General features: G+C 33.7%; 25 protein-coding genes. 5 read left to right on the forward strand and 20 right to left on the reverse strand.

Translation table 11 applies throughout. From position 1 onward, the window contains the following. Positions 1–41 precede the first annotated feature (41 nt). The 12 genes from VDP25_RS04190 to VDP25_RS04245 form a co-directional block, all read right to left on the reverse strand. Positions 42–506 carry a hemerythrin domain-containing protein gene (locus VDP25_RS04190; protein WP_334467221.1) on the reverse strand — a complete coding sequence of 155 codons (465 nt, stop codon included), beginning with the start codon at positions 504–506 and terminating at the stop codon, positions 42–44. Next, complete coding sequence (locus tag VDP25_RS04195; protein ID WP_334467223.1) at positions 496–1,689, reverse strand: hypothetical protein; 1,194 nt, start codon at positions 1,687–1,689, stop codon at positions 496–498. The genes VDP25_RS04190 and VDP25_RS04195 overlap by 11 nt, the downstream gene beginning before the upstream one ends. Before the next feature lie 109 nt (positions 1,690–1,798). Further along, positions 1,799–2,530, reverse strand: a complete 732-nt coding sequence (gene ric, locus VDP25_RS04200) for an iron-sulfur cluster repair di-iron protein (protein ID WP_334467225.1) — start codon at positions 2,528–2,530, stop codon at positions 1,799–1,801. A gap of 50 nt (positions 2,531–2,580) precedes the next feature. Beyond that, a complete protein-coding gene (locus VDP25_RS04205; RefSeq protein WP_334467227.1) occupies positions 2,581–3,015 on the reverse strand; it encodes an RrF2 family transcriptional regulator in 435 nt (144 codons plus the stop codon). A gap of 74 nt (positions 3,016–3,089) precedes the next feature. Then, positions 3,090–3,791 (reverse strand): sulfite exporter TauE/SafE family protein, encoded by a 702-nt coding sequence (locus tag VDP25_RS04210; protein WP_334467228.1) that lies wholly within the window; start codon positions 3,789–3,791, stop codon positions 3,090–3,092. Then, positions 3,792–4,238 (reverse strand): FixH family protein, encoded by a 447-nt coding sequence (locus tag VDP25_RS04215; protein ID WP_334467230.1) that lies wholly within the window; start codon positions 4,236–4,238, stop codon positions 3,792–3,794. A gap of 60 nt (positions 4,239–4,298) precedes the next feature. Continuing rightward, on the reverse strand, positions 4,299–5,723 hold the full coding sequence (ccoG, locus tag VDP25_RS04220) for a cytochrome c oxidase accessory protein CcoG (protein WP_334467232.1): 1,425 nt from the start codon (positions 5,721–5,723) through the stop codon (positions 4,299–4,301). Positions 5,724–5,777: 54 nt separating this feature from the next. Further along, positions 5,778–6,668: a cbb3-type cytochrome c oxidase N-terminal domain-containing protein gene (locus VDP25_RS04225; RefSeq protein WP_334467234.1), complete on the reverse strand. Its 891-nt coding sequence runs from the start codon at positions 6,666–6,668 to the stop codon at positions 5,778–5,780. Then, complete coding sequence (locus VDP25_RS04230) at positions 6,665–6,850, reverse strand: CcoQ/FixQ family Cbb3-type cytochrome c oxidase assembly chaperone (RefSeq protein ID WP_215925364.1); 186 nt, start codon at positions 6,848–6,850, stop codon at positions 6,665–6,667. Before VDP25_RS04230 ends, VDP25_RS04225 begins: the two co-directional genes overlap by 4 nt. Positions 6,851–6,856: 6 nt before the next feature. Then, positions 6,857–9,055 carry a cytochrome-c oxidase, cbb3-type subunit I gene (ccoN, locus tag VDP25_RS04235; RefSeq protein WP_215925363.1) on the reverse strand — a complete coding sequence of 733 codons (2,199 nt, stop codon included), beginning with the start codon at positions 9,053–9,055 and terminating at the stop codon, positions 6,857–6,859. 11 nt (positions 9,056–9,066) lie between these two features. Then, positions 9,067–9,252, reverse strand: coding sequence for a cbb3-type cytochrome oxidase assembly protein CcoS (gene ccoS / locus VDP25_RS04240; protein ID WP_215925362.1), 186 nt, complete (start codon positions 9,250–9,252; stop codon positions 9,067–9,069). A gap of 79 nt (positions 9,253–9,331) precedes the next feature. After that, entirely contained in the window at positions 9,332–11,707 is a 2,376-nt protein-coding gene (locus VDP25_RS04245; protein ID WP_334467237.1) for a heavy metal translocating P-type ATPase, read from the reverse strand. Positions 11,708–11,813: 106 nt separating this feature from the next. Here VDP25_RS04245 and VDP25_RS04250 point away from each other — a divergent pair, with 106 nt between their 5' ends. From VDP25_RS04250 to VDP25_RS04260, 3 genes are all read left to right on the forward strand, one after another. After that, positions 11,814–12,491 carry a Crp/Fnr family transcriptional regulator gene (locus VDP25_RS04250; RefSeq protein WP_215925360.1) on the forward strand — a complete coding sequence of 226 codons (678 nt, stop codon included), beginning with the start codon at positions 11,814–11,816 and terminating at the stop codon, positions 12,489–12,491. 384 nt (positions 12,492–12,875) lie between these two features. Next, positions 12,876–14,006 carry a vWA domain-containing protein gene (locus VDP25_RS04255; RefSeq protein WP_334467240.1) on the forward strand — a complete coding sequence of 377 codons (1,131 nt, stop codon included), beginning with the start codon at positions 12,876–12,878 and terminating at the stop codon, positions 14,004–14,006. A gap of 2 nt (positions 14,007–14,008) precedes the next feature. Beyond that, on the forward strand, positions 14,009–15,472 hold the full coding sequence (locus VDP25_RS04260; protein WP_334467241.1) for a magnesium chelatase: 1,464 nt from the start codon (positions 14,009–14,011) through the stop codon (positions 15,470–15,472). 1 nt (position 15,473) lies between these two features. Here VDP25_RS04260 and VDP25_RS04265 read toward each other — a convergent pair whose 3' ends face one another. From VDP25_RS04265 to VDP25_RS04295, 7 genes are all read right to left on the reverse strand, one after another. Then, entirely contained in the window at positions 15,474–16,046 is a 573-nt protein-coding gene (locus tag VDP25_RS04265; RefSeq protein WP_334467243.1) for a YdeI/OmpD-associated family protein, read from the reverse strand. A 71-nt stretch (positions 16,047–16,117) separates the two neighbouring features. Continuing rightward, on the reverse strand, positions 16,118–17,752 hold the full coding sequence (locus VDP25_RS04270; RefSeq protein WP_334467245.1) for a M1 family metallopeptidase: 1,635 nt from the start codon (positions 17,750–17,752) through the stop codon (positions 16,118–16,120). Next, positions 17,749–18,099, reverse strand: a complete 351-nt coding sequence (locus VDP25_RS04275; RefSeq protein WP_334467247.1) for a hypothetical protein — start codon at positions 18,097–18,099, stop codon at positions 17,749–17,751. Before VDP25_RS04275 ends, VDP25_RS04270 begins: the two co-directional genes overlap by 4 nt. A gap of 50 nt (positions 18,100–18,149) precedes the next feature. Continuing rightward, entirely contained in the window at positions 18,150–19,496 is a 1,347-nt protein-coding gene (locus VDP25_RS04280) for a M28 family metallopeptidase (RefSeq protein ID WP_334467248.1), read from the reverse strand. Positions 19,497–19,509: 13 nt separating this feature from the next. Next, positions 19,510–20,658, reverse strand: a complete 1,149-nt coding sequence (locus VDP25_RS04285) for a DUF6265 family protein (protein WP_334467249.1) — start codon at positions 20,656–20,658, stop codon at positions 19,510–19,512. Positions 20,659–20,973: 315 nt separating this feature from the next. Beyond that, on the reverse strand, positions 20,974–21,165 hold the full coding sequence (locus VDP25_RS04290) for a hypothetical protein (RefSeq protein ID WP_334467250.1): 192 nt from the start codon (positions 21,163–21,165) through the stop codon (positions 20,974–20,976). 82 nt (positions 21,166–21,247) lie between these two features. Continuing rightward, on the reverse strand, positions 21,248–22,846 hold the full coding sequence (locus VDP25_RS04295; protein ID WP_334467251.1) for a nuclear transport factor 2 family protein: 1,599 nt from the start codon (positions 22,844–22,846) through the stop codon (positions 21,248–21,250). Positions 22,847–22,935: 89 nt separating this feature from the next. Between VDP25_RS04295 and VDP25_RS04300 the strand changes: the two genes are divergently transcribed. Both VDP25_RS04300 and VDP25_RS04305 read left to right on the forward strand, forming a co-directional pair. Beyond that, on the forward strand, positions 22,936–23,322 hold the full coding sequence (locus tag VDP25_RS04300; protein WP_334467252.1) for a BlaI/MecI/CopY family transcriptional regulator: 387 nt from the start codon (positions 22,936–22,938) through the stop codon (positions 23,320–23,322). Further along, positions 23,315–24,757, forward strand: coding sequence for a M56/M15 family metallopeptidase (locus VDP25_RS04305; protein WP_334467254.1), 1,443 nt, complete (start codon positions 23,315–23,317; stop codon positions 24,755–24,757). The genes VDP25_RS04300 and VDP25_RS04305 overlap by 8 nt, the downstream gene beginning before the upstream one ends. Before the next feature lie 92 nt (positions 24,758–24,849). On the opposite strand, the gene VDP25_RS04310 is transcribed toward VDP25_RS04305, so the two are convergent. Next, positions 24,850–26,658, reverse strand: a complete 1,809-nt coding sequence (locus VDP25_RS04310) for an acyl-CoA dehydrogenase family protein (RefSeq protein WP_334467256.1) — start codon at positions 26,656–26,658, stop codon at positions 24,850–24,852. Positions 26,659–26,694 lie beyond the last annotated feature (36 nt).

The raw sequence follows: 26,694 nt of genomic DNA on the forward strand, positions 1-26,694 counted from the left end.
AACTTATTAATAGCTGCAATGACATAAATCATGAATTGAATTTACGATTTCCAAAAGACATCACTTTCGTTGTCTTCAAATTTTTCAGGTTGATGTATAATTTCAATGTGACGTAATTGTGCTTCAGTTCCTACTTTCTGAATTTCGGGAAATAAGATGCGTTCTTCAAATCGGATGTGCTGTTCTAATTCTTCTTCAATTTTACTCAAGGTTTTTAAGTCGTCGTCACGATCTTCAAACAAACGCTTTAATCTTCTGTGTTCCGCTAATGCGCGTTTTATTAATTCGTTTTCAGGCTCTAAAATGGTGAAAATGTGAGTTTCTTCTATTTCAAAATGGGGAATTAAGTGATTTTCAAAAAACCAATCGGCATAAGCTCTAATGCGTTTAGGGGCGATGTCTTTACTAAATCCGGCTCTAATTTTCCAAGATAATAATAAGCCATGATGATGTTCTCTGCTTAATGGTTGAAGTGCTTTATGGCGTTTTTGTGGTTTAGGTTGCATAAGTTTCTTGTTTAATAATAGTGAATAATAAAGCACTGATACCTAATGGTAAAAGGATGCTAAATAAAAATAATAACAGGTAATAATGGGGTAGAATTCCGGTTCCGAAGTAAAACATAATTCCTTGAATTAATAGCAGCACTTCAGTTAAAACAAAGCCTAAAAGGAAACTGTACACACCAAAATTTAAAGTTTTAGAATTGCTTACGAAATTGCTTTTTAAAATAAAAGCCCATAAAAAGCCTGAAATGACACCCAGCATAAGTAGGTGAATAAATCCGATAACAAAATTGCGGTGATTGTAAACAACGGCAGAGAATTCCGGCCAAATAGATACGGTTTGAAACAGTACTTTTAAGATAAAACAGACCAATGCAAAACCGTACATATAAGTCACAAGCTTTGATTCTTTGCGCCATGCTAAATACGAATTAGGCTTTATAAGTTGAAAGAATTTATAAAGCATTAAAACTTGAAGTATAACACCCACACCATTAATCCATGGCAAGCTCGAATGAGGCGCAAACCATTGAATTGGTAAGGCAAATGTTAGTATTGTAGATGCAATTAACAACCTGTAAAACTGCCTAAATAGTTTAGAGTCTTCAACTTTTAATAGATGAAAAAACACAGTAATAACAGCAATTAAAAACCAACCGTTAAACTGAAAGTGTAAAAAGAATTGAATGGCAATGTGATAAAAGGCCGAAGTTGATCCAAGTATGGAAACCGCAGGTCCTAAACACCAAACTCCAATGGTAGAAATCATCATAAATAGGAGTGATACTTTTAACAATTTTTCGGTTGCAGTAGACTTTGTCTTAAGATGTTTCCAGATGAGAAACACAAAGTAGTAACTACAAAAGATATGTAATGTTGAAAATGTTATGGATAGTGCTGCATAACCTTGTATGGGGAAACTAATCATCATACCAACAACAGCAAGTTCTGTGAGCCAAAACAAGCGATTAAAAATCTTAGGCTCATTAGGAATAAAATAATGAACAAACAGTGTAAACAGCATTAAATACACCCAACCTAACATGGCAACATGAGAGTGCGCATGTGTTAAAAACCGATAATTTATACCAATAGATTCTAAAAATGAAAAGCGCAGTGCCAAACCCATTAGGGCTGCAATTAGAAAATTAATTAGACATATAACAACTAACTTTTTTGGCATCGTTAAGATTACGATTTAGAAATATACAGATTAATAAGAAGAAAATCCCAAAATGCAAGGGATAACATTTTAGGATTTTCAAGTTTAGAAATGTATTAAGGGATTGCTATTAACTAAACTGTTGTTCTAATTTTATAGCTTCAGGGAATAAAATATTATTCTCTAAATGAATATGTAAATGCAAATCTTTTTCAAACTCTTCCAACATCGCAAAAGTGACTTTATAGGTATTACAAGCATCTGCAGGTGGAGTGTAATTATTAGTGAGTGCATCAATCTCTCTAAATCGAGCTCCTTCGTTATCGTGCTCTTCCATCATCATGGCAATAGGGTTTTCAACGGTTCCAAATTGAGGAGATTGTACTGTTTGATCTTCTAATTTAGCGTTTACCATCTTTTTAATGAATGGAAAAAGGATGAGTTCCTCTTTTTTCATGTGTGATGCTAATTCTCCTGCAGAAGCTGTAAACAATTCATTAATTTTAAACAATTCTGGATGACGCTCGCCGTGCACACGACATAATTTATCTAAAAACTGACGTAGCACAGGGGTTTTCTCTTCGACATATCGGTGATGTTTCTTTTCAATATATTCAGCCAATAAATCTAAAGGCCAAGATTTGTAATCTATAGTTTCAGCACCTTTAGAGTTTAAAACCTGATTAAGTTCATCCATGAGCAGATTGCTATCAATACCTTTTTTATCGCAAGCTTCTTCTACTGTTCGATTACCATTACAACAAAAATCAATTTTGTATTTAGAAAAAATAGCTGCGGTTCTAAAATCATCGGCAACATATTGTCCTATTTCTTTTTGGGTATTTTTTTGAAGTGTTTCCATATTATAATTTTATTTCGGATAAGTTTATCCTATTTGTGTTCAAATTTTTTTTAGATCTTTAGAAATGAGACACCAGATTTAATATCTAGGGCTAACTGCTCTAAAGTTGTGTTTTCTAGCATTTCTCTTAGTTCTTCTCTAACGACTTTAAATTTATCGTGTACAGGGCAAGGATGATTTTCATCGCAGGTATGTAAACCTAATCCGCAGCCCTTATAAATGTTATCTCCATCAATAGCAAAAACAATTTGAGAGAGTTTTATTGTGGCAATTTTATCTTTATCAATTTCAAAACCACCGTAAGCTCCTCTAACCGACTTCACAATGTTGTTTCTAACTAAGGCTTGCAATATTTTTGCGGTAAATGCCTGAGGTGAATCAATCTCTTCAGAAATTTCTTTAGGACTTACACGTCTGTTTTCAGAAGAATTTACTGCAATAAAAATGCTGGCTTTAATTCCGTATTCACAAGCTTTAGAAAACATAGGTTTGTTAATTTATATAACAAAGATAAGTTATATATTTTAAATAAGATAGTTTTGTCTCAATTAAAATGTGTTTAATGGCATTCAATAGCACTTGAAGCCATCTCTATTACTGGAGCAGGCGAGAGGTAAGGAATACCTATGCCTAAACCACGCAGAATAAATAATAATCCAATAACTACAACAAAAACAGGAATTGCTTTTTGAATACGTTGTTTTATAGTACTATTTAAAAATTTACCTAAATAAATGGCTGTTGTCATTAAAGGAATGGTTCCGAGTCCGAATAAAACCATATAAATACTACCTTCTAACAAACTGCCAGTGGCTATAGATCCAAAGACAGCCATGTAGACTAAGCCACAAGGCAAAAAGCCATTGAGAAAACCAATAGTTAAAAACGTATCTGCTGTTTTCTTTTTTAAAGCTTTTCCTAAAGAGGATTTAACTTTAGAAATACCTTTGTATAACGGTTTTGTGAGGTTATACTTTCCTATTATGTTTTGAGGTAAGAGGACTATAACTATCATTAAAATTCCAATAACAATAGAAAGTTGCTGTTGTATTCCAAAAAGTGAAAAACTTTTTCCAACGAGTCCAAAAACCAATCCTATAATACTGTAAGCTAGTAGTCTACCAAAGTGGTATATACTAATTTGGCTTACTTTTTTAAAGGAGTTAGATCTATCTACAGGCAACATAAAGGCAATAGGACCACACATACCAACGCAGTGTAGGCTACCTAATAACCCTAATATGAATGCAGATGCTAACATTTAATAGGTGATTTCTTTTTTAAAGAGATAAGAATTTGTGTTATATTTCCAATCTACTTTAATGTTCCAACGACCATCCAACAAGCGTTTGTCAGGTATGAGCAAATTGTGGTTAGACAGTGAAATCGGTGTTTCAAAATCTAATTGCTTGTTAGATGGTCTATATAGGAACACTTTACCTTCAATCTTTTGAACATCTAAATCTTCTGGAAATGAAATAACAATGCCTTCATTAGTTTTTTTCCAAGACACATTGGTTTTAAGATTTTTTGCATTTTCTTCGTGATCTAAATCAGCTTGAAATTGCAGCTCTTGTCCGTAATAATCTTCAATTACTAAATCATGGTCATACTTTTTATCTGTACTCATGCTTATGACAAAGTACATGATAAACGAAATAAAGCATACAAATGCAATAACGATTCCTGTTCCCCAATTTATTTTCATAATTATATTTATTTTGTCACCCTGAATTAAACTCAGGTCAACATTAATTTGTAATGATCACTAATTAAAACTTCTAGGACCTAAGAAGGTTACAGAGGTGGTTTCAATGAGTTCATCTTTACTATAGAGATCTATCATAACGTCATTTTTATCTCCTGATAAATCACTTTGTTTAAGTTCTATAAACAATGTGCCTTCGGCTATGCCTTGTGGCTCAACAACAAAGGTCTCAGAAGTAGAAACAATATGTATATCTCCATCCCAACCTCTTAGTTTAAAGGTTAGATCATCTATTTCTCTAGAGGTTTTATTTACCAGTTTAAAGGTATAAACGTTGCTTATAATATCGTTATCCTTGTGCTCATATAATTGTCCTGGTAATCGTAATATTCTAGCTTCAACATCACTACGTAAAAGTAACATACCTGCTAATATGCCAATTAAAATGGTAAGTACAGCTATGTAACCTTTCATTCGAGCCGTGAGTTTAAAAGGCTCTTTTTTCTCAATATTATCTTCACTAGCAAAACGTATCAACCCTTTTGGCAGGTTAATACTTTCCATGATATGATCACATTCATCTATACATGCAGTGCAGTTAACACATTCTAATTGCGTACCGTTTCTAATGTCTATTCCTGTTGGACAAACGTTAACACATTGAGAACAATCAATACAATCTCCATGACCTAGAGCTTCTCTGTCTTCGTTTTTTCTGAATTTCTTTCTACCATTTTCAGCTTCGCCACGTTTGTAATCGTATGCAACAACGATAGATTTATTATCTAAAAGTACACCTTGCAGGCGACCATAAGGACATGCAATGATACACACTTGTTCTCTAAACCAGGCAAATACAAAATAGAATACAGCTGTAAATATTAGAAGCGGGATAAGTGTACCTGTATGTTCAAAAGGGCCTTCGGTTATGTATTTTATAAGTTTATCTCCACCTATTAAATAGGCTAAGAAAACATTTGCAATTAAAAATGATATAACTAAAAAGATAAACCATTTTAATAGGCGTTTTTTGATTTTTTCAGCATCCCATTTCTGACGATCTAAACGCATTTGTTTGTTACGATCACCATCGATCCAATATTCAATACGTCTAAAAACCATTTCTAAAAAGATGGTTTGCGGACAAATCCATCCACAAAACACACGACCAAAGCCTACGGTAAATAGTGTAATAAAAACAACACCTATTAGCATGGATACCACAAAGAGGTAAAAATCTTGAGGCCAAAATGGAAATCCAAAAATATTAAAGCGCCTTTCTAATATGTTAAATAATAGAAACTGATTACCATTAATTTTTATGAACGGAGCAGCCAGTAAAAATGCTAATAAAAAATAGCTTACTAATTTACGCTTTTCATATAATGGTCCAGAGGGTTTTTTAGGGAAGACCCATTTACGTTTACCTTCTTCATCAATTGTTCCAATTGAATCTCTAAAAACTTCATTTTCTGGCGTTTCCATTGTTTTTCAACTTAAATATTAATTAGAAACAAATCTTATTATATTGTTTCTTTATTACTCTTTAGAGTCATCATCTACCCAAATATCACCTTCTGCATCTTTAGGATTAGCAGGAGTTGTACCTTGAAACTGTAAAACATAACTTGATACTTGTGCGATTTCAAGAGGCTTTAAACTTTGTTTCCATGCAATCATTCCTTTACCAGAGCGTCCGCCTTCAGAAACTGTTTTAAAAACATTTTTGATACCTCCACCTAAAATCCAGTGGTCATCGGTAAGGTTTGGTCCAATACCACCACCACCATCTGCCATGTGACAAGCAACACAGTTGGTTTCAAAAATCTTTTTACCAGCGTTTAAATCTGCTGTTTCGGTCAATAGTTCCACAGTATTAAAGTCAACTAAACCTTTTGCTGTTTTCTTGTATTCTTCAATTGCTTTGTTAGCCTCTGCATATTCAATTTCATATTCTACAAATTGATTGTCTGCATCCAAAACATGATAACGTACCATATAAACTACAGCGAAAATTATTGAGATGTAGAAAGAATATATCCACCATGGCGGTAAATTATTATCTAATTCTCTAATACCGTCGTAATTATGATCTAGAATAATTTCGCCTTCTTCTTCAATAGGTTTATGCTTTCCTACTAATTTTGAGTAAAGTGCTTTAACTTTTGTAAACTGAGGTGTTTTAGTTTGAGAAGCTAAATAACGTTTTTTACCTTCTTCATCTAAACTTTGATAGAGAATATTATCTAATGAATTTACAATACCTTCAATAGCAATAAGCACTAATAATACTAATAGTAAAAAGAGTAAGATAATAGGCTGCTCCATAAAGGCAGGCTGATCTCCTGAATCTACAAAGTATTCTATGAGTCCGGCAATGGCAAAAAACACTACAGGTACTCTTACGTATGATGGGATTAAATGTCTCATATTTCGGTATCGTTTTGGTTGTCTAATGGTATATTACTAACAGTGGTTATATAATCTTTCTTAGCTGTGATTACCCAGTAGAATAATACAACAAAGAAGATAAAGAAAATAAGAAGGGATATCATAGGGTATATTTCTATACCTATGATACTTTCCAAGTGGCCTTTTACAAATTTGAACATAATGAGTTAGTTTTGAGCGGTTTCGTCTAAAATATCTTTTACTTTAATATCGGTTCCTAATCGCTGTAAATAAGCAATTAAAGCCACGATTTCTCTATTTCGCATTTCTACGAATTCATCACCTGAAGCAGCTTTATCAGCTTCATAAGAGGCTACAAAATCTGGATCATTGTATAGGTTTTTTTCAATTTGAATACCTTGCTCTAGCATATCTATTTGTGCGTTTGCAATATCTTCTTCAGTATATGGTACACCTAAAGAAACCATTGTTTCCATTTTCATTTCAGTGCTAGACTTGTCTAGTTCATTTCTAATTAACCATTGGTAAGCTGGCATAATAGAGCCTGAAGATGTACTTTGTGGATCGTACATGTGGTTAAAGTGCCAGTTGTCTGAGTACTTGCCTCCAATACGATGTAAATCTGGCCCTGTACGTTTACTTCCCCAAAGGAATGGATGATCGTAAACAAATTCACCTGCTTTAGAGTATTCTCCATAACGCTCTACTTCAGATCTAAAAGGACGTATCATTTGTGAGTGACAGCCCACACAACCTTCTCTAATATAAAGATCTCTACCTTCAAGTTCTAAAGGAGTATATGGTTTAACCGTGCTAATTGTTGGAATATTTGATTTTACAACAATAGTTGGTACAATTTGAACAATACCACCAATTAAAATAGCTATGGTAGCATATATAGTTAATAGTACAGGCTTACGCTCTAACCAAGTGTGCCATCCTTCTCCTGCAACACGACCTTTAGACACACGTTTTAATGCAGGTGCTTCGGCTAATTCATCAGTTACTTTATGATCAGATTTAGCAACAGTTCTTATAACATTATATACTAAAATTAGCATACCCGTAATATAAAGTGTACCACCAATAGCACGCATCCAATACATTGGCATAATTTCGGTTACAGTTTCTAAAAAGTTACCATAAACTAATGTGCCATCTGGATTAAATTGTTTCCACATACTTGCTTGTGCAAAACCTGCTACATAAAGTGGTAATGCATATAACATGATACCTAAAGTACCTATCCAGAAATGCATATTGGCTAAACCAATAGAGTATAATTTGGTTTTAAATAATCTTGGGATTAACCAATAAATCATACCAAAGGCTAAGAAACCATTCCAAGCTAATGCTCCAACGTGAACGTGAGCAATAATCCAATCGGTAAAGTGAGCAATAGCATTTACATTTTTAAGCGAAAGCATTGGACCTTCAAATGTTGCCATACCATAACCAGTAATGGCCACTACCATAAATTTTAAAACGGGATCTGTACGTACTTTGTCCCACGCACCACGCAAGGTTAATAGTCCGTTAATCATACCACCCCAAGATGGCATTAATAACATAATTGAGAATGCAACACCTAAGTGTTGTGCCCATTCTGGTAGAGCAGTATATAATAAGTGGTGTGGACCTGCCCAAATATAGATAAAGATTAACGACCAAAAGTGAACGATAGATAATCTATAAGAGTAAACAGGTCTGTTGGCCGCTTTAGGTACAAAGTAATACATTAAACCTAAGAATGGTGTTGTTAAGAAAAATGCAACAGCATTATGACCATACCACCATTGTACTAAGGCATCTTGTACACCTGCATAAACAGAATAACTCTTCATACCAGTAAAGCTTACAGGAAGTGCTAAACTATTAAATATGTGAAGTACCGCAACCGTTACAAACGTTGCTAAGTAAAACCATAGAGCAACATATAAGTGACGTTGACGACGTTTTATCATGGTACCAATAAGGTTAATACCAAATGCAACCCAAATTAAGGCAATAGCAATATCTATAGGCCATTCTAGCTCTGCATATTCTTTAGATGTAGAATAACCTAAAGGCAATGTTATAGCAGCTGCGACGATAATAAGTTGCCATCCCCAGAAATTTAAGTTACTTAAAAAGTCACTAAACATTCTTGCCTTCAATAGACGCTGGGTAGAGTAATATACACCAGCAAAAATAGCATTACCAACAAAGGCAAAGATGACCGCGTTGGTGTGTAATGGTCTTAATCGACCAAAACTCAACCAAGAGATACCATCGGTCATGTTAGGGAATAAAAACATAAAGGCCAAAATGAGCCCTACAAGCATTCCAACAACTCCCCATAGAATGGTAGCATAAAGGAATTTTTTAACGATTTTATTATCGTAATAGAATTGTTGCATTTCCATATTTAATATAATTAGTCAGTTTTAGTTTGTTTAGATGTATTGGTTTGCTCTTTAATTAATTCGTCTTCAAAAAGCATGCGTACAGATGGAGTATAGTCATCATCATATTGCCCAGACTTGACTGCCATTATAAAAATGACAAAGAAAGCCACGCCAATTACGACGCTAACTGATAATAAAATATAAATAACACTCATACCTACTGAAGTTATGGTCCAAAATTACGTTTGAACTAGTTTTGAAAACATGATTTTTATCATATTTCCTTATTTTTAATCATTCTAATCGTTTTCCTAGAAGATTTGTCGCAACTGTTGTAAATACAACAATACTAATTGAGCTTAAAGGCATTAATATTGCAGCAACGACGGGTTCTAATTGTCCGGTTGTAGCAAAGTATAATCCAATAATATTATAAAAAAATGAGACGACAAAGCTCCATTTAATAATTTTTATAGCTGATTTAGAGGCTAAAATATAGTTGTATAATTGCTTAAATTTTGAAGCATCTAAAATAGCATCACAAGCAGGTGAAAAGACGTTTACATCTTCTGATATGGCGATGCCAACATCACTCTGTGCTAATGCACCAGCATCATTTAAACCATCACCAATCATTAAAACTTTAGCTCCTTCTGATTGATGGAACTTAATAAACTCTAATTTATCTTCTGGTTTCTGATTGAAAATTAATTTGGTTTTAGCCGGTAATAACTTTTTTAAATTTTCAAGTTCACCTTCATTATCTCCTGAGAGAATAACCAAATCAAAATGCCGCTTTAATTGATTAAATAATTTTGAAACCCCTTTTCGATAACTATTGTAAAAGGTAAATTTGCCTTTATAGACATTATTACTACTCACATGAACAGTAGTATTTAAAACCGTACTTTCATTAGGATTGCCAACAAAACTTGCAGAACCAATTTTCATATTAACCGATTCGTGTTTGGCCTCAATACCTTTACCAATATGTTCTTCAAAAGCATCAAGTGTAATGATATTGTTTTCTTTTAAAATGGTATATAAGGTTCGGCTTAAAGGATGGTTTGAACCTCTCAAGGAATTTTTAAGTACTATATTTTCCGATTCTGAAAGTAATTCACCATCGTATTCTGCATTACTGTTTTTGTTAGATGTAATCGTTCCTGTTTTATCAAAAATTACCGTGTTTATTTGTGCTAGCTGTTCAATAACACTAGCGTTTTTTATGTAAAATTTTTGTTTGCCAAAGATTCTCAATAAGTTTCCAAAGGTAAAAGGAGCAGAAAGCGCAATGGCACATGGACAAGCAATGATTAATACCGCTGTAAATACATTCATAGCTTTACTAGAATCTACAAACAGCCAAAAAGTTGTCGCAATAAAAGCAACCGTTAATATCGCTATTGTAAAATGTTTACTAATGGTATTGGTGATATTGGTAAAACCGTCTTCTTTGTTTTTGTTAAAAACATCATTACTCCATAATTGTGTAAGATAACTTTGTTCAACAGATTTTAGAGCTTCCATTTCAATAACTCCGTTGGTTTGTTTACCTCCTGCAAATAATTTATCGCCAGATTGTTTTGATACTGTCTGTGATTCGCCAGTAACAAAACTGTAATCTATTTTTGCTTTTCCGTTAATTAAAATCCCATCCACAGGGATTAATTCTTCATTCCGAATTAAAATACGGTCACCTTTTTCAATATCATAAACCTGAATAGAATTCTCGTTACCTTCTTTGTCTATCTTAGTTATTGCGATAGGGAAATACGATTTATAATCGCGCTCAAAGGATAAGAAATCATAGGTTTTTTGTTGAAAGAATTTACCAACCAAAAGAAAAAATATTAAACCAGCCAAACTATCAAAAAAGCCAGAACCAATATCAAACATAATTTCTATGGTACTTCTAATAAAAAGCACAGAAACTCCTAGAGCAATTGGGACATCAATATTTAAAATTTTAGCCTTTAAACCTTTGTATGCCGAAATAAAATAATCTTGAGCAGAATAAAACACAATAGGTAAAGACATCGCAAACATTAACCAACGGAAGAAGGGTTTGTATTGTTCTAACCAAAATTCGTTGACTTCAAAATACTCTGGAAAAGATAAAAACATAATATTACCAAAACCAAAAGCAGCAACTCCAAGTTTATAGATTAAGGCTCGGTTAATGTGTTTTTTGCCAGAATTAAAATCGTCTAAACTAATATAAGGTTCATAGCCAATAGAGCTTAATAATAAAACAACCGATTTTAAATCCGTAGCATCAGAGTTATAAGTGACTCTAACTGTTTTTTTTCCAAAATTGACTTGAGAATCTGAAATGTTTGGATTGAGTTTGTTGAGATTTTCTAAGATCCAAATACAAGAGCTACAATGAATATGTGGAATGTAAAGCGTGGCTATTTCTACAGAATCATCTCTAAATTCTGTTAACTTTTCAATAATGTTTTCTTGGGATAAAAAATCGAATTTGCCTTCTATTTCCTTTGGAATGGCACCTGGCGAATTTTGTAAATCGTAATAACAGGTTAAATCATTTTCGTTAAAAATTTCGAAAACGGTTTTACAGCCATTACAGCAAAATGATTTGTCCTGAAATGTAATTGGATGATTACCACAGTCATCACCACAGTGAAAACAAGTTTTGCTTTCCATATTATAATTTGCTCATTTATACCTGTAACAAAAGTCACTAATCTAGTGAATTTAAACTATGATATTTGTCATGTTTTAATTAACTTTGAATTTAATTGTTTTTCCTATGAGCAAATGTGACCAATGTATTATTAGACAGTTTAATGCCTTAAAAGCTTTAGGAAAAGACGATTTAGTTCGGATTTCTGGTTGTAAGACGTCTAGATTTGTTCAAAAAGGAGAAGTTCTTTTTAGAGAAGGGGAAAGTATCAATGGGATATTTTGCGTTAAAGATGGTGTCTGTAAATTGTCTAAATTGAGTGCCAATGGTAAAGACCAAATTGTAAAATTGGTTGTTAAAGGTGATTTAATTGGACAACGTTCCTTAGTATCAGATGAGAAATCTAACCTTACAGCTGTTGCCGTAAATGAGATGGAAGTCTGTTTTATTCCTAAAAGTGAGATTCTTCACGATTTATCTAAAAATGCCAGTTTTTCTCTAGATATGCTTCAAGATATGGCAAAAGAGCTCAGAATAGCAGATAATGTCATTGTAGATATGGCGCAAAAATCTGTGAAGCAACGCTTGGCAGATGTCTTAATTTATTTGCATGAAACTTTTGATAAGGATAAGGATGGTTATTTAAGCGTCATATTATCTAGGGAAGATTATGCTAGTCTTGTTGGTACAGCTACAGAATCTGCTATTAGAATTTTATCTCAATTTAAAAAGGAAGGTTTAATTGCTACAACAGGAAAACATGTTATGATTTTAGATTTAGAAGGCTTGAGACGCATTGAGTAATTCAATAGTCTATCGCAACAACCTAGTCTTCTTAACAGCTTAATTTTTTCTAAAAAAAAAAGTCACTTTACTTTGTGTAATAATTGATTTGTAAGACACTTTTTAAATTCAATTATTACAGTCTTTTTCTTATCTATTGCTATTGTATGATTGATCTAGCGCTTCAATAAGTTTGTCCTACTATTTTTTAATTGGATAACGGCATTTTAGTACAACTTGTAAGTAGTTAATAAAATGTTAGAATCTAAAATATTCAAATATAGCGTTGTTAAAAGCATTATTTTTACATAGCTATGAAACGCGCATTCTTAAAATTTCATCTCAGAAAGACAGAGAATAGTCGCAAACTGCATGTGTCAGTTAAATAACAATAAAGAAAAACACATGAAAGAAAAAACAAATAAATCGGGTTTCGTTTTTAAAACCTACGAAGCTCCGCATCAATCTCCTTTCGAAAAACTCTTTGAAATTTTCAAAGAACTGATTACACATACTTCTGGTGATTTTGATGAAGCTATCGATTGGTTACGAGAACTAGATAAAGAATACAAATTAACGACTCCAGAGTATACCATTGATGATTTTATTGAAGACTTAAAGAATAAAGGGTATATCAGAGAAGAACTAGATCCTACTGGTGCAGGTAAAGGCGCCATGACAATTACAGCCAAAACAGAACGAGCTATTAGACAACAAGCATTAGATCATATTTTTGGTAAAATAAAACGCAGTGGTTCTGGCAACCATAAAAGCAAAGGTGTTGGACTTGGCGACGAGCATACAGGTGATTTTAGACCTTATCAGTTTGGTGATGGTTTAGATAAAGTTTCGATGACTGAAAGCATTAGAAACGCACAAATCAATAATGGGATTGGAGATTTTAGTCTAACCGAAGACGATTTAGTGGTTGAAGAAACGCTTCACAAAAGTCAAATGAGTACGGTTTTGATGATAGATATCAGTCACAGTATGATTCTTTATGGTGAGGACCGAATTACTCCAGCGAAGAAAGTCGCTATGGCTTTAGCCGAATTAATCACCACACGTTATCCAAAAGACACTTTAGAAATATTAGTCTTTGGTAATGATGCTTGGCCAATTAAAATCAAAGAATTACCCTATTTAAAAGTCGGTCCTTACCATACCAATACCGTTGCAGGATTACAACTCGCGATGGATATGTTGCGCAGAAAACGAAATACCAACAAGCAGATTTTTATGATTACGGATGGCAAGCCTAGTTGCTTACGTATGCCAGACGGCCAATATTATAAAAACAGTAATGGTTTAGATCCGTTTATCACCAACAAGTGTTATGCGATGGCACAACAGGCAAGACGTTTACATATTCCGATAACAACTTTTATGATTGCAGAAGATCCGTATTTAATGCAATTTATTAGAGCATTTACACAAGCCAATAGAGGAAAAGCCTTCTATACAGGATTGAAAGGTTTAGGCGAAATGATTTTTGAAGATTACGAAAACAACAGAAAAAAAAGAATTAAAGGATAAAGATGAATATTGAAACTATAAATACACTCGGAGAATTAAAAAAAGTAGGTTACCAATCAAAGTCTATAAAAGATGAATTGAGAGATAATCTTATTGAAAATATAAAGAATAAGAAAACGACGTTTGAAGGCATTCATGGTTATGAAAATACCGTGATCCCAGAATTAGAACGTGCGATTCTATCTAGGCATAATATTAATTTATTAGGGTTAAGAGGTCAGGCAAAAACACGTTTGGCAAGGATGATGGTGAATCTGTTGGATGAAAACATTCCAGTTGTAGCAGGTTCTGAAATTAATGACGATCCCTTAGCACCTATTTCAAGATTTGCAATAGAGTTGATTGCAGAAAAAGGAGATGATACTCCAATAACTTGGTTACATAGAAGTGATCGTTTTGCTGAAAAATTAGCCACACCAGATGTAACCGTTGCCGATATTATTGGTGATGTCGATCCTATAAAAGCAGCCAATTTAAAATTGAGTTATGCTGATGATCGTGTCATTCACTACGGTATGATTCCAAGAGCGAATCGTTGCATTTTTGTTATAAACGAATTGCCAGATTTACAAGCACGAATTCAAGTGGCTTTATTTAATATTTTGCAAGAAGGTGATATTCAAATTAGAGGATTCAAATTACGATTACCATTAGATATGCAGTTTGTATTTACGGCAAATCCTGAAGATTATACCAATAGAGGCAGTATTGTAACTCCTTTAAAAGATAGAATAGGGTCTCAGATTTTAACGCATTACCCAGATTCTGTAGAAACGGCTAGAACCATTACAACTCAAGAGGCTAAGCTAGATTCGAGACAATCGGAATCTGTTTATGTTCCTGAATTAGCGAAAGATTTATTAGAGCAAATCAGTTTTGAAGCTAGAGAAAGCGAATATGTAGATGTAAAAAGTGGAGTCAGTGCGCGTATGAGCATTACGGCTTTTGAGAATTTATTAAGCACCGCAGAACGTCGTGCATTAATTGCTGGAGACGATACAACCTCAGTACGATTATCTGATTTTACAGGAGTGATTCCGGCAATTACAGGAAAAGTGGAATTAGTGTACGAAGGAGAACAAGAAGGCGCCGATTTTGTAGCTAACGCTTTAATGGAAGCAGCAGTAAAAACCTTATTCCCTAAATATTTTCCTAAAGTTGAAAAGTTAGAAAAGCAAGGTGACGAAACTCCTTATGATGACTTAATCTCATGGTTTTTTAATGGAGATGGTTTTGAATTGTTAGATGATTATGATGATGCAACTTATAAGGCAAAATTAGATGAGGTAACACCTTTAGATGCTTTAATTGCAGATTATCAGCCAGAAATTGATCCTAAAGATGTCTATTTTGAAAAGGAATTTATTCTTTGGGGTTTAACGCAATTTAAAAAATTAAGTAAGTATCGTTATTCTGAAGGCATGCAGTTTAAAGACCCTTATGGAAGTTATATTAGTGGGTTATAATTTACCAAATATCACGACTTTTAATATTAGCATCGCAGAGTTTAATAATCTCTGCGATTCTTTTTTGTTTTGTCGCTTCGCGTTTGGCTTGGTTTAACCAATATAAATACTGTTTTCGGTAGCTAGGAGCAAAGTTGAGGTAGTTTTCAAAAGCATTTTTGTTAGCATCAAAGGCTTTTTGAAGATTGCTAGGAATAACTCCATTTTCTACATCGTCTAATGCTGTCCAACTGCCATTTTCCTTTGCAATTTGAATAGACAGATGTCCACTTTGGTGGATTAAGTTTTCTTTATGTAATTGCGCTATGTGATTTTTGTTTACCGCACTCCAGACACTTTTGGGCTTTCGCGGACAAAAATATTGTCTACGTTTTCCATCTCCTAAACTTTTTACTGTGGAATCTATCCAACCAAAACAAAGGGCCACTTTTACGGCTTCTTCCCAACGCATAGAGTCCTTTTTATGATCGACTTTGTAGAAAATTAAATGAACACCTTTTACAGAATCGTGATAGTCTAGCAACCATTCGCGCCATTCTATATCTGTTTTAAAATATAATTCTTGTAATTCCATGTTCATTTCCCGAGAAAGCGGGAATCTTTTGTTTTCAGACCTGTCAGGTTTTTAAAACCTGACAGGTCTTTTTATATTTTGTTTGAGTTAACGTAAAAATCACGATCAATGTTAAAACTATCCGATTTGATGTTTTTAGTTTGCCATTCTGCTTTTGGAAATAACCATTCGGATTTGCCATCAATGTCAATTTGAATAGGCATATCAAACCCTTCAACAATGTCGGTCCAGCGATACTTTAACTCACCCGCTTTTATTTCATATTCTAAAGTCGGAATTTTAGTCGTTCTTAAATATTGATTAAAAAAAGCCGTTAAATCAATACCAGAGTGCTCACTTAAGTAATCTTCAATCTGCTTCGTTGTTACCGTTTGATGATAAAATTCAGAATTTAAACCTCTCAGTATTTGTCTCCATTTTTCGTCATCTTCAATGAGTTGACGAAGTGTATGCAACATATTAGCTCCTTTATAATACATGTCGCTAGAGCCTTCATTATTCACATTGTAGGTGCCAATTAAAGGTTTGTCGTTTTGAATATTAGCACGTGTGCCAATCACATAATCGGCAGACGCTTCTTTGCCATAATAATAGTCTAAGAACAAGTTTTCTGAGTAGGAGGTGAAGCCTTCGTGAATCCACATATCAGCGATGTCTTTATTGGTGATATTGTTAGCAAACCATTCGTGACCAGCTTCGTGGATAATAATGAAATCAAATTTTAAACCCCAACCTGTGCCAGATAAATCGCGTCCTAAGTAGCCTTGCTTATATTGGTTTCCGTAGGTTACAGAACTTTGGTGCTCCATGCCTAAATAAGGGACTTCAACTAATTTAAAACTATCTTCATAAAATGGATAAGGACCAAACCAATGTTCAAAGGCTTTCATCATTTTTGGTGCATCTTTAAAATGCGCTTTTGCTAGTTCTAAATTATCTTTAAGCACCCAATAATCCATATCTAAATCCCCTTTTTCACCTTTAAAGACTTCAGAGAAATTGACATAATCACCAATATTTACATTAACGCCATAATTGTTAATTGGGTTATTTACAAACCAGGTATATATGTTCGCTTTAGGGTGATCTTGAATATGTACTAACCGACCATTGGAAACAGGAATGAGATCTTTAGGCGCGGTAATCCTAATATGCATACTATCCACTTCATCGTACATGTGGTCTTTGTTGGGCCACCACACACTAGCTCCTAAACCTTGGCAAGAGGTGGCAATAAAATGTTTACCGTTTTGATCTTTTTTCCATGAAAATCCACCATCCCAAGGAGCGCGTTTGGCTTCTTTTGGCTTTCCTTCAAAGACAACTGAAAGTGTGTTAATTTCATCTATAATTTGAGTTTTTTTTAATGTTACAAAATGGGCATTTCCTTCTCGCTTTACGCGTAATTTTTTTCCGTCTTGAGATACTGAAATAATTTGCATTGGTTTTTGCAAGTCTATTTGTATCACTTGATGAGGTTTTAAGACTTTGTATTTTATAGTGTTTACGCCTGAAATATATTTCTTAGATTCAAAGATTTTTAGATCTAAAAAATAATAGGTTAAATCCCACCATGCGCGTTCTGGCGTGATGCTTCCTCTTAAGGTATCTTGATGTGTGAATTTTCCTTTATTTTGAAGTAATTGTGCTTTTACAGAAAACGTTGAAAGAATGACAATGATGAGACATACGTATTTCAATTTCATTTCATTTGAAGTTTTAAATATTTAAAGAACATAAATCCTGCCAATAGTAAGGTTAGTCCTAAATACAAGGATCCAAAAATAAGAAGGTTGTTATAATCTTGATTAACAACGGTAAATTCAGCTAATTCTGAAACTGACGCTAATACCATAAATAAACTCAACATAATAACGACAGTGGAAATTAGTAATCCTAATATCGTTTTTTTACTGAATATTTGATAAAAAAGAACGGCTAATAAAGCTATAGCAATGGGATTAAAAAGGTTAGGAGTTAAGGTCCAATAATAGATAACGGAACCGATTAAAAATAATTCAGGCAGTAGAGATGTAATCGTTTTAATTTTCATGGTTGCTTTTGGTATAATTAGTTTAGTGTTTCACTAATTTAACGGAGTTTTTATCTTAAAATTTTATTTGGAAACACAACAACACTTTCATGCCCATCTGCACTTACCGCTGCGACTCCAAAAAAGAAATTGTCAATAACGATGCCGTCTAAGGTAAATTCGGTAGTACCTTCTACATAACGACTGTGATCCCAAGTTGGCGAAGTGGTATCTCTCCAATAGATTTTATAACCTTTGGCACCTTCAACATTATTCCATTGTAATTTAGCAGAGGCTTCCACAATGCCACCAATACTAACTTCGGTTGGTGACGGTGGAGCAGAAGCAAGGCTTGCCATAGTAATGGCATTGACAGCGGTTAACTTTTTGCAATACGGAAAGTTAACATGTTCAAAAGTGTCTCCGTATGCAATCCCGTTTTCTGTACGAATATCTTGATGCTGTTGCGTATAATTTTCGTGAGCTTCCATAATTCGGATGCCAGCAAAGCCCATATCGTTAAAAGGTCTATGATGACCTCCACGTCCAAAACGATCTAAGCGATACACTAGCATTGGGTTCATCTCTGGCATGTAGGTTTTTGTTGTTTTATAGATAAATCGTGCTAACTGACGTGAAATACCATCGACTTCACCACCATAAAAACGTCTGGCTCTCGCTTGTTTTGCTAATGTTTCAGGATCTGTTTCCGACGTTGTAATAGGTTCTGAGAAAATTCGGAAAGTGCGATTATCAATCACACCATCCACTCCAGATATATTTCCAATCATATCATTATTTAAAACCCCAATAATATCCCAATGATGCTCCTTCGCATATTTTGCTAAACCTTGACCGCCAAACAAACCTTGTTCTTCACCAGACAATCCCACATAAATAATACTACTTTCAAATTTATATTGAGACAATACTCTAGCAGCTTCAATAGCACCTGCCATTCCTGTGGCATTGTCATTAGCACCTGGTGCATCTGAAGTAAAATCATTTGGATCAGAAACTCTAGAATCGATATCACCACTCATTATGATATAGCGATTTGGATATTTGGTTCCTTTTTGAATAGCAACAACATTAACGACCATCACGTCTTTAACGATACGTTGATTTTCTCCTTTTTTTACTAAATCCTTTTGGTAGAAGACCTCTAAGCAATCGTTACAATCTTTAGAAATGGTTTCGAATTCAGATTTTACCCAACGACGTGCCGCTCCAATACCACGAGTTTTAGAAATGGTGTCGCTTAGTGTATGTCGTGTTCCAAAATCGACTAACGTTTGTACGTCTTTTTTTAAGCGTTCTTCCGAAACAGCATCAATGATGTCATAAATATTTTGGTCGGTTTGTGCACCTAGTAAAATAGAGACCATTAGAAATACTGAGCTGATTGCGATTTTCATTATGTTGAAGTTGTTAATCGATTAATTGTAAAGTTCCGAAAATATTGGCATCAATCCAACCACGATTTTTATCTTCACCTTCCACAGGAATTGACCCTATAAAGTTTTCACGTTCTAAACTACTGTCGTTGTCACAGTAGGCAAGGGCAAAGCCTATGTTTTTATTCGCTTGTAAGGTTGTAGGCAGGTTATCCATATCGTCTTTATAGGTATCGTTAAATAATTTTATTTTGACTTCCCATAAGGTGGTGTTTCCTGTAACGTTTCGTTTAGATTCTATATGTGAATTATATAATTTACCTTCTCTTTTTGTTGACATATCAACGACATTTCCGTCTAAAGCAATATGATAAGCAAAGGCATTATGATTAAATTGATGTTCGCCACCACTATTGTCTTCATCTATAAAAATTTCTATGCAATCGTCATCCCACCACGCTACAAGAGGATCTTTGTGAGTGTCTACAATAACATCATCTTGTATTTCTGCCAAAAGATAAAGGGCATCTTTAGTCCAAGATAACTTGTATCGCCCTTTAAAATCGTCCGCCGTATAGGCTTCACCTAACCATAACTGATCGAGTTGATGCCATTCTGAATTTTTCCAAATGGTTTCATTTGCAATACCATCAATATTTATGGTTTCTTTTGCATGTTTAACTTTAATCAGCTGTTTCAGTGGTTTGCTGTTTTTTAAAGTTTTTTTGTAATTGAATTTTACGGTTTCTGTTTTTCCGTTGTCTTCGATATCCACATAGACATTCATTTCATTATCTGAATTTTTTTCAAAGGACATGCCTTCAAAAACCACTTTGTTTTCTGTGATTTCTATTAAAGGAAAATCAACGGTTTCATCTTTCGTTTCCCAGCCTTTAAGATCTGGGCCGAAATGTTTTAATTGAAGGATTAATGAATTTTTGACTTCTCTTATGACTTCAATTTCGTAGAAGGTTACTTTTCCGTCGTTAATTAATTTAAACGTTGCCATCATAGAACCGCCAGAAGGTTCGCTCCAAATTTCTTCGGTGATGCCACCAAAAGCTTCACCATGCCATGTGCCAGCAATCCATGCAATGTTTTCTAGTTTGGGCTCAAGCACTTTACTTGTTTGTGCTTTACTTGGTAATGTAAAAGCAATTAGTAAGAACAGTAAGTGTTTCATTGAGCTTGTTTTTATATGATCAAGTAAATATAAAAATTACATGGTACAAACCGGTTATAAACAAAATAATTAGGCCAATTGCTAAAAGACTAATAGCACGACTTACATTTTATAGATTTTGCGTTCATTTATATATGAATAATAATACATTAAATTAGGTTTAAATGCTATTAATCAATTTAGGGTAATGATTGCTTAAAAATAGTTTAATTGATAGAGGCGGTCAATCACATATTAATGTGATATTGTGTATTGTATATGAATCGGTTTGGGTGCGAATCACCTAAATTTAAAACTTGGCTTTAGAAAACAGCATCAGCCTATTTTGCCATCGTCATTAATATCTAGACCAGAGCTTTTTTCGAGTATGTGAAGTGTTTTTAATAATAATGCCTTGGTGGTTGAAAGTTCAGTTTCAAGTACGGCTACACGTTCTTCTAACGATTCAGCTTTTCCTTTTTGATTTTCTAATTCGCTTTGTTGGATTAAATCCCAAAATAGTCCCATTGTGGTTGGTTTTAAACAGTAGGGACAGTTAAGTAGTTTTGGTTGTGTAACTATATGTCTATTAAGGTGTTAAATTGTTACATCATTGAATAAAAGTAACTCTAGAAATCAAATCGTTTCTAATTTCGTAAATAGCAATGGCATATATGATTTTACCGTTTACACGTACTTTTTCTTTGTCAATTACTTTATTACCTATTACAATTCTATTAACTATTTCCGCGTTTAAATCGGGTGTGTTTTTAAAAAAAGAAGCATATTGCTTTTTTAAGGCGTCTTGTCCTTCAGAGTTTAGGGTATATGGAAACGAAAATAGCATGACATCATTGGTATAAGTTTTTGTAAAACCATTAATGTCTCTGTTGTTATAGGCTTCTAATTGGTCGTTTACAATATACTCAGGGTTAGAATTTGTTTTAGAGTTGCTAATATATGTCACGACGTTAATATTATCGGCATCAGTTTCATAAATTGTAACTTGTCTATTGGTTGTGTTATTTATAGTCACTAATTCTTCATCTACAACCATATTTTTATGTGTCATTCTATTGATAACCTTGACACTTGATTTTTCGTTTTTCTTAAAAAATTGCTTGTAACTTTCTCTTAATGTAGTACGGCCAGAGTACATTTTTGCTCTAGGAAATCTATTAACAATAACATCGGCATCGAAAGCAAAGGCAAGTTCATCTAACTTTCTATTGTTATAGGGATCAATATATTTTTGTACAATTTTAGCAGCTGCTTTCTCCATTGCTATGATTTCAGCTTCAGTATTCTCTTTAGTGGTTTCTTCCGGAGTTTCTATTGCTAAATTATCTGCAGGAATGTCACCTGCTAAAAGTAATTTTGTCCCAGAAGCATTTGTTGCTAAACGCGTTATTTTTGTAATGCCGTTAGTTGATAAATCTGCTATTTTTTTCCAATTATTATCACGTTGTAGTCTTAATTTATATAGAATACTGTCTTTGCCTAAAAGCAAGGTTTTACTATCTAACCAACAAATATCTTCTACATTTTTTAGGGTATTAGCGATAAGTCTAATCTTACCTGTTTTAGAGTTTAGTGATTTTATTTGCCATTGTTTTGCATTAGTTTTTGAAATAAAACTGACTAAATCGGAATTCGGGATTTTGTGAAATGAACGTCCAACATTTGAAGCATATTTTGTACTTATACCACTGATGATATTTGTGACATAAAGATTAAGTTTTTCGTCCTCTATTACGGCAGATACAACAGTTTCTTCATCAGCCCAAGTGTAATATGCAACGACTAAGTCTTTAATAAGGACATTAGATTCACCATTACTTAAATTATAAGCATACAAGCGTTGTTTTCCGTCTTTATCTAAGCGTACAGCAGAAAATTCTTGTTGATTTGGGATTCTTAGAGGTGAATACTCGCTACCATCAGTAAAATTAATCCAGATTTTGCCATTATAACGTGTATCATATTTTGCAATATCGGTTTGTCCAGCTCTTGTTGAAGCAAAAACAATGTAACGCTCATCTAAAAAAGAAGGTTGATTGTCGTAACCTTCGTTGTTAGAAATGTTTTTAACATTACTCAATTTAATTTTTGAGTTCTCTGTTGTTATATCTCCTAAGAATATTTCGGTGTTGGACTGAGAAAATGCCAAAACAGGTATTAAACATAAGATAGTTAGGATGTATCGCATTTTATAAAAGTTTTTTTAAAGATATAAATTTATAAATAATTTGCATGATAATTCTTTATTACTACATTTGTAGTATTAAAACTATAATTGTGGATATAAAACAACTGAATAAATCTGAGCTTCAAATCATGAAGTATTTGTGGATGCTTGAAAAAGGATTTATGAAAGACATCGTCGAGAAATTTCCTGAGCCAAGGCCTGCATATACAACGATTTCAACTTTATTGAAACGTATGACTGATAAGGAATATATAGGGTTTGAGCGTTTAGGAAGAGACAAACAATATTTTCCAATTCTTAAAAAGAACGATTATTTTACGAAACAGGTTAACGGAATGATTCAGCATTTTTTTAACGACTCTAAAGCGCAATTTGCATCGTTTTTTGCCAAAAATGCCGATTTATCGGTGCAAGAATTAGAGGAACTTCAAGCGTTATTAAAGCAGAAAATGGATCAAAAGAAAGCCAATGATTAGTTATTTTATATATACCATTATTAGTTTAGGCTGTTCTTATGCGGTTTATGTTTTGTTACTCAGAAAGCAAAAGACATTTCAGTTTAATCGTTTTTTCTTAATAGGTTCTCTTCTTTTGTGTTTAGTTGCACCATTTATGGAGGTTGAACTCTTTAAGGCTGTGCCGAGTATTACTGAAATACCTTTAGAGAAATTTACTGCTTCGGTAGCAGAAACTCAGCCTATAGAGGACGTAACTTTTGGTGAGGGTCAGCAAGTCGACCACTCTCAAAAAAGTCCTTTTTTCTATGTCTACATTATTATAGCATTGTTTTTAGTTTTGCGATTCTTAAAGAATTTATCTAAGATTTATGGATTGACAAGAAACGAATATGAATATGATGGAAAACTTAAAGTGATAAAGAGTACGGACTCTGATATGGTGTCTAGTTTTTTTAATTATATGTTTATTCCTAAACAGCACACGTTTTCTAGAGAGGATTACGAAAGTGTTATTGCTCATGAAACCGTACATAGTAAAGAATTACATACTATAGATATTATACTATTAGAATTATTGAGTTGCATCTTTTGGTTTAATCCATTTATCTGGTTGTACAAAAAAGCCACTTTGCAGAATCATGAATTTAGAGCAGATGAAAAGTCCGTTTTATCAGGGATTGACATCGAAAATTACTCAAATACTATAATAAACTTAGGACAAAAGGACTACCGCGTTCCTCTAACTAGCGGATTTAATTTTATTCAAATCAAAAATCGAATTATTATGTTACATCAATCAAAATCATCAGTATTCAAACGAACTTTAAACATTATATCTGTCATTTTACTTTTTACCGGCATTTTTGTATTTAGTTCTTGTAAAAATTTAGATGATACATTATCTGGCGAGCCATTAGTTGTCGTTATAGACGCAGGACATGGAGGAAAGGATTCTGGAAATACGTCTTTTAATGTAAACGAAAAGGATATTGTTTTAAATATTTCTAATTACCTGCAATCCCTTAGTGATGAAAAGCTGAAAATAATTACAACTAGAACCGATGATACGTTTACCTCTTTAGATGAAAGAATTACATTTATCAATAACCAAAAACCAGATTTGGTAATTAGTGTACATTGTAATGCACATTCTAATTTAGAACAGTCTGGTGTAGAAGCTTATTATTACGAAAGTGAAAATTTTGAGCGATATAGTGAATCTATGAAATATAGCTCAGTTTTAGTCTCGGCATTGATAAGACAAAGTTTTGATAATGCTAAAATTAAGCCTGCAAATTTTAAAATTATAAAAGACGTCAATAGTCCTGCTGTATTATTAGAAATAGGTTATTTAACAAATAGTATTGATAATGAAAAGCTTAATAATTTAGAACAGCAACAAGAAATTGCTCAATTTATCTACAATGGTATTTTAGAAGCTAGTGGAAAATAAGAAGTAGTGTTATTATTCAATTAAAAAAGCCAATTCAACCCCAATCATGAAAGGGAAGAATCGGCTTTTAACCATTCAACTTAACCTAAATTTTAAAAGCAATACTTGTTTTCTGCTTTTACTTTTTCTGCGATCTCAATACGTAAATCTACGATATCTGGATAGTTTGCATATTTTGTAAAACGTTTAAGTCCCATTAATAGCATACGTTGTTCGTCTCCTTCAGCAAAAGAAATAATACTTTCTTTTCCTTTTTCTTCAACGATATCTACAGCGTGATATAAGTATAATTTAGCCATTGCGATTTGAGCCGATTGCTCTGCTTCGCTAGTACGCTTCACGTTTTTCTCTGTTCTTAGAATTGCCGATTCTGCCATATAGATTTCAATTAAGATATCTGCAGCAGCAATTAATAACTGTTGGTGTTCTTCTAGTTGAGGTCCAAATTTTTGAACAGCTCCACCTGCAACCATTAAAAAGGCTTTTTTAAGCTTCTTAATCATTTCTTTTTCTTCTGAAAATAATTCAGAATAATCTGGAGTATCAAAAGACGGGATGCCCATTAATTCTTCTTGTACTTTTTGAGCAGGGCCTAATAAGTCTACATGACCTTTCATTGCCTTTTTTACTAACATACCAACAGCTAACATTCTGTTGATTTCGTTAGTGCCTTCATATATACGAGCGATACGCGCATCTCTCCAAGCAGACTCCATAGGAGTGTCTTCGGAGAAGCCCATGCCACCAAAAATTTGAATACCTTCATCTGCAGCATTTTGTACATCTTCTGATACAGCAACTTTTAAGATAGAGCATTCAATAGCATATTCTTCAACCCCTTTAAGTTCTGCTTCTTGATGCGAATTCCCAGCCGCTTCACGCAAAGCAATGCGATCTTCAATGTTTTTTGCAGCTCTATAAGTTGCAGATTCTCCCGCATAAGCACTAGCTGCCATTTCGGCTAATTTGGTTTTAATAGCTCCGAAGTTTGCAATAGGAGTTTTAAATTGTTTACGTTCATTAGCGTAGTTTACAGCAGTAGTTAAAATACGACGTTGTGAATCTAAACAAGCCGCAGCCAATTTAATACGACCAACATTAAGCGCATTCATGGCAATTTTAAAACCTTCACCACGACCTGCTAACATATTTTCTACAGGTACAACTGTATCATTAAAAAATACTTGACGCGTAGAAGAGGCACGAATACCTAATTTGTGTTCTTCTTCACCTAAAACAATACCGTTAGGATTATCTCCATCATATTCTACGATAAAACCTGTAATGTTTTTATCATCTTCAATACGAGCAAAAACAATCATCAAACTACAGAACCCTGCATTTGAGATCCACATTTTTTGACCGTTAATTTTATACGATTTTCCGTCTTCTGAAAGCGTTGCTGTTGTTTTACCAGAATTGGCATCAGATCCAGCTCCTGGTTCTGTTAAACAATACGCTCCAAACCACTCTCCAGAGGCTAGTTTAGGAACGTATTTTTGTTTTTGTTCTTCGGTACCATATAATGTAATTGGCATAGTACCAATTCCTGTGTGTGCACCAAAAGCAGTACTAAAAGAACCTGTACCACTTGAGATATAATCACAAGTTAATACTGTAGATACAAAACCCATTCCCATCCCGCCATAAGCTTCAGGAACAGCAACACTTAAAAAGCCCATATCACCAGCTTTACGCATTACCTCTTCGGTTAGTGCATAATCTTTAGCTTCAAAACGAGGCTTATGAGGTATGATTTCACGATCGTTAAATTCCATTACGGATTCCTTCATCATGGTTTGTTCTTCTGAAAAATCTTCAGGAGTAAACACATCTTCACAATTTGTTTCTTTTACTAAGAACTGACCTCCACGTAGGATGTCTTTTTCTGTATCTGCCATTTTTTTTGTTATTAGATTTTAAGATTTCTAGAACCA

This window comes from Winogradskyella sp. ECml5-4, from assembly GCF_036903175.1.
Taxonomy (GTDB): Bacteria; Bacteroidota; Bacteroidia; order Flavobacteriales; family Flavobacteriaceae; genus Winogradskyella; species Winogradskyella damuponensis.